2 protein-coding genes are annotated in these 3,610 nt (G+C 50.6%); one reads left to right on the forward strand and one right to left on the reverse strand.

What is annotated here, in order from left to right; translation table 11 throughout:
* Positions 1–596, forward strand: a 596-nt coding sequence (locus ABYW01_RS16690; protein WP_372834871.1) for an SDR family oxidoreductase, incomplete at its 5' end; no start/stop codon positions are given.
* 107 nt (positions 597–703) lie between these two features.
* Here ABYW01_RS16690 and ABYW01_RS16695 read toward each other — a convergent pair.
* Positions 704–3,553 (reverse strand): DUF349 domain-containing protein, encoded by a 2,850-nt coding sequence (locus ABYW01_RS16695; protein WP_372834873.1) that lies wholly within the window; start codon positions 3,551–3,553, stop codon positions 704–706.
* Between the last annotated feature and the right edge of the window lie 57 nt (positions 3,554–3,610).

The following is a 3,610-nucleotide window of genomic DNA, read 5'->3' on the forward strand; positions in this document are numbered from 1 at the left end:
AAGCAGGGTACGATATCTTCGTCGCTTATGGTGATGTAACTGATGCAGAATCTTGCGCTCAGTGTATCGCGACCGTTGAAGAAGTCGCTGGTGGCACCGTTGATGTGCTGATCAATAATGCGGGTATCACCCGTGACGGACAGTTCAAGAAAATGAGCTGGGAACAGTGGGATGAAGTTCTGAGTGCAAACCTGGACTCCATGTTCCACATGACACGTCTGGTCATTAACCCAATGATCGAAAAGGGTTGGGGACGTGTTATCAATATCTCCTCCGTAAACGCCCAGAAAGGTCAGTTTGGCCAGTGTAACTACTCCGCCGCGAAAGCAGGTATCCACGGCTTCACCAAAGCCCTGGCACAGGAAGTTGCAGCGAAAGGCGTGACTGTTAACACCGTATCTCCAGGTTATGTGATGACTCCGATGGTTGCTAAGATCGACGAAGCAATCCAGGAGAAAATCTGCAAAACCATTCCAGTGGGCCGTTTCGGTACACCGGAAGAGATTGGTCGTATTGTTAGCTTCCTGGCGGAAGCTGAATCCGGCTACATTACTGGTGCTGACATGTCCATCAACGGTGGTCTGCATATGCACTAATCATCTGATTAGTTGCAAGCCAATAAAAAACCCGCTTAGGCGGGTTTTTTATTGGCTGAGATATAGAGTTTTTAGTGTTTAGGAGAGATCTACACCATCTTTCCAGATCAGAGCAGGCTGTTAATCAGATGTTCAAAACGTTGCGTAAGAGCAGGGTAGTGGCTGCTAAACGGTACACATAGCCATTCACATCGCAGTGCTTTGACTGCCTTCAGGTTCAAGGCTTCTTCTTGTTGTGCCAGTGCTTGTTGCAAGCGTTGCATCTGGTATTCCATACGCAGCGCCTGATCTTCGACCGGTGATGGCTGACCCAGAGCGATCTCCAGACGAATGCAAAGCTGACGCAGGTAAGCATCCTGCTCAGTCAGACAGTCTTTCAGTGCATCACCGGACTGTTCAGCAAGTGCGCACAGGGCTTGGAATCGGGCATCGATATTGTGTTTAGTCGGCGTAGGCAGGTGACTATCATCCTGCCAGCTGTCATAGACCGCCGTGAGTGTTTCTTCGTAATCGCCTTCCAGAAGTGCAATTTCCAACTGTTCACAGAGTACCGCTTTACGTTGTAACGCTTTGACTTCATCATCCAGCATCGACTGCAATGCTTGCTGAAGTGCTTTTAGCTCCAGATAGACGGCTTGGAAACGCTGAGCTGATTGGTCGGTCAGTTGCTGTTCAACATCATCGTAGGTCTGTTCTGCAAACTCCAACAATTCGTTTAAGCGATGCAGGCCACAGAAAGGAGACTGGGCGTTTTCCATCTCCAGACAGAGGTTTTCTATCTCTAATGTCACACTGGATTTCAGTTCCGACTGATCCCGGCGGTTCTGATGATAACGGTCAAAGACGTCGTTACAGAGTTCACGAAACTGTTGCCACAGTAACTGTTCTTTGTTGCGGAATGTCGGACCGGTTTCTTTCCAGATTACCTGAATCTCTTTCACTTCGTCGGTCGCGGTGCTGAGATCGTCCTGTTCCAGCAGTGCTTTAACATCCTCGATCAAGCGGCGCTTCAGCTCACCGTTTTCTTGACGATACGCTTTCAGCGGACCTTCCAGTTCAGCCAGGCGGGTATTAAACAGTGTCTGTACTTTCTTGCCTGGGCTGCGATCGACCGGGCTATACTCACGCCATTCCCGTTTAACCTGCTTCAGCAAACCATCCAGTTCTTTCCAATTAGCATCATCCCAGTTTATGCCATCCAGATACGTTTGTAGCTGGTCGCATAGTTTCTGGCGGTTAACCAGATTCTTTTCACGGACATCTTTCTGGGAATTGAAGAACGCTTCGCAAGGTTTGTAGGCTTCATCTGCCGCCTGTTTGAAGCGCTTCCATATACGATGTGAATGCACGGAATCGGTCGAGTCGAGCAGCTTCCACTGCTGCTGTAGATCACGAATCTTGTTCGCCAGCTGCTGTGGTTCCATCCCATTCCCCGCCAGCGCTTCCATTTCTGCGCAGAGGGCTTCTTTTTTAGGGCTGACTGCGTAACCACGCCATTCCTGCATCTCCTGAACACGGGCGGTCAGTAGGCGAAAGCGGCGTTCCAGATTGCGTGGACATGAACGTCCCAGTTTCTGAAGAGCTTGTTCAGCGTGCTTGAATCGTCGGTCAGCATTTTTACTCTGACCTTCTTCAATGGCCGTCTCCAGCTGTTTCAGCGCATCCTCGAACGCACTGAACTCGGACTGACTCTGTTGTTGCAGCAGTTTGAGTTGCTGGTCGAAAGCGCGGCGACTGTTTTCCAGAGTACGTAAGGCCGCAGCTTTATTTTCTGCGGATGGCCATGCGATGGACTTAATTGTTGCGCGACATTGTTTCGCACGCTTTTCCAGCTGACCTTCAGGTAGGATATCTGTTTCAGCGGCTTGTAGAGCCAGCGTCTGAATGGTATCTGCCTGATTTACGATCTCTGCGATTGAGCTGAGTAGCTGCGTGCAGCGCTTGTGTTCCTGATCAAAACGCTTCTGGTGGTCGGCGGGCACATTTTCCATGTTTGCCCATTGAGTCACCAACAGTTCGACCGGCTCGTGACTGACTGATTCAGGCACACTGTTCTGAGCTGCGTTTTTAATCAGACTGGCGGCTGCTGAACGAAGGCCATCAATCATTGCGCTGCGCTCTTTGGCTTGGGCCGCTGCTAACGCTTGGGCTTGCTGTGTGGCAAGTTCCTGGGCTTTAATCGTTTCAAGACGTTCGTTTGCCGCCAGAAGGGCTGAGGATGCAGCCGCATGAATGTCTGACGTTGCAGAGGCTGATACTTTTTCCCACTCTGTTGTTAGCGCCTGTAACTTTGCGCCGTATTGAGGGAAATACTCGCCGCTTGCCAACTGATTGATAGAGGCGGAGAGTTCTTCACATCGCAGTTGCAGGGCTTGTGTGACCTGTTCAGCCTGCTGTAGCTCAGATAGTTTGTTACGAAAGATACGGCTGACGCTTTTGTCCCGGCCCAGTGTTTCTTTAATCAGCGCTTCTATCAGTGGCTGATCAGTCATCTTTTCGGCTGCCTGACGGCGCAGCTGTGCCAGCGCGCAGGTCCGGATCACGGTGGCGAGAGCATCCTGATCTGAGATTCTTTCCAGGGCCGATTGCTGCAAGGTCTGATCGGTTGCCTTGAGCACAATATGCGTCAATAAATTGGATGAATCCAAGGTGATTAACGCGCTGAGGCGATCTTCAATAGGTGCACTGTGCTGGTCAACAATCAGACAGCAGATTCGGTCACGCGCCGAGCGTTGAATCTGCTCATTCTGCTCATGCTGACTGATCTTGACCAGCAGTGAGAGATTATTCAGGCGAGATGTCGCGGCTTGTCGGACGTTCTGGTCCGGATCGGATTGTGCCAGTTGCTCAAGAACGGCACTTGAGTCCGGGGTGTCATGGCCTATCTCTTCAATAGCCCGCAGGCGTACTTCAGGTTTTTGATTTTGCCACTTGGGTTTAAAAAATTTGAACAACATTCAATCCCGATCCCGAAATCACAAACTAGTCAGTCGTTCACACAGAGCAACTGGGGG

This window comes from Pontibacterium sp. (genome assembly GCF_041587635.1).
In the GTDB taxonomy this organism is placed as follows: Bacteria; Pseudomonadota; Gammaproteobacteria; order Pseudomonadales; family Balneatricaceae; genus Pontibacterium.

Excerpts from the sequence above, each read along its gene's own strand:
- ABYW01_RS16695 (WP_372834873.1), bottom strand. The coding sequence starts at position 3,553 with ATGTTGTTCAAATTTTTTAAACCCAAGTGGCAAAATCAAAAACCTGAA.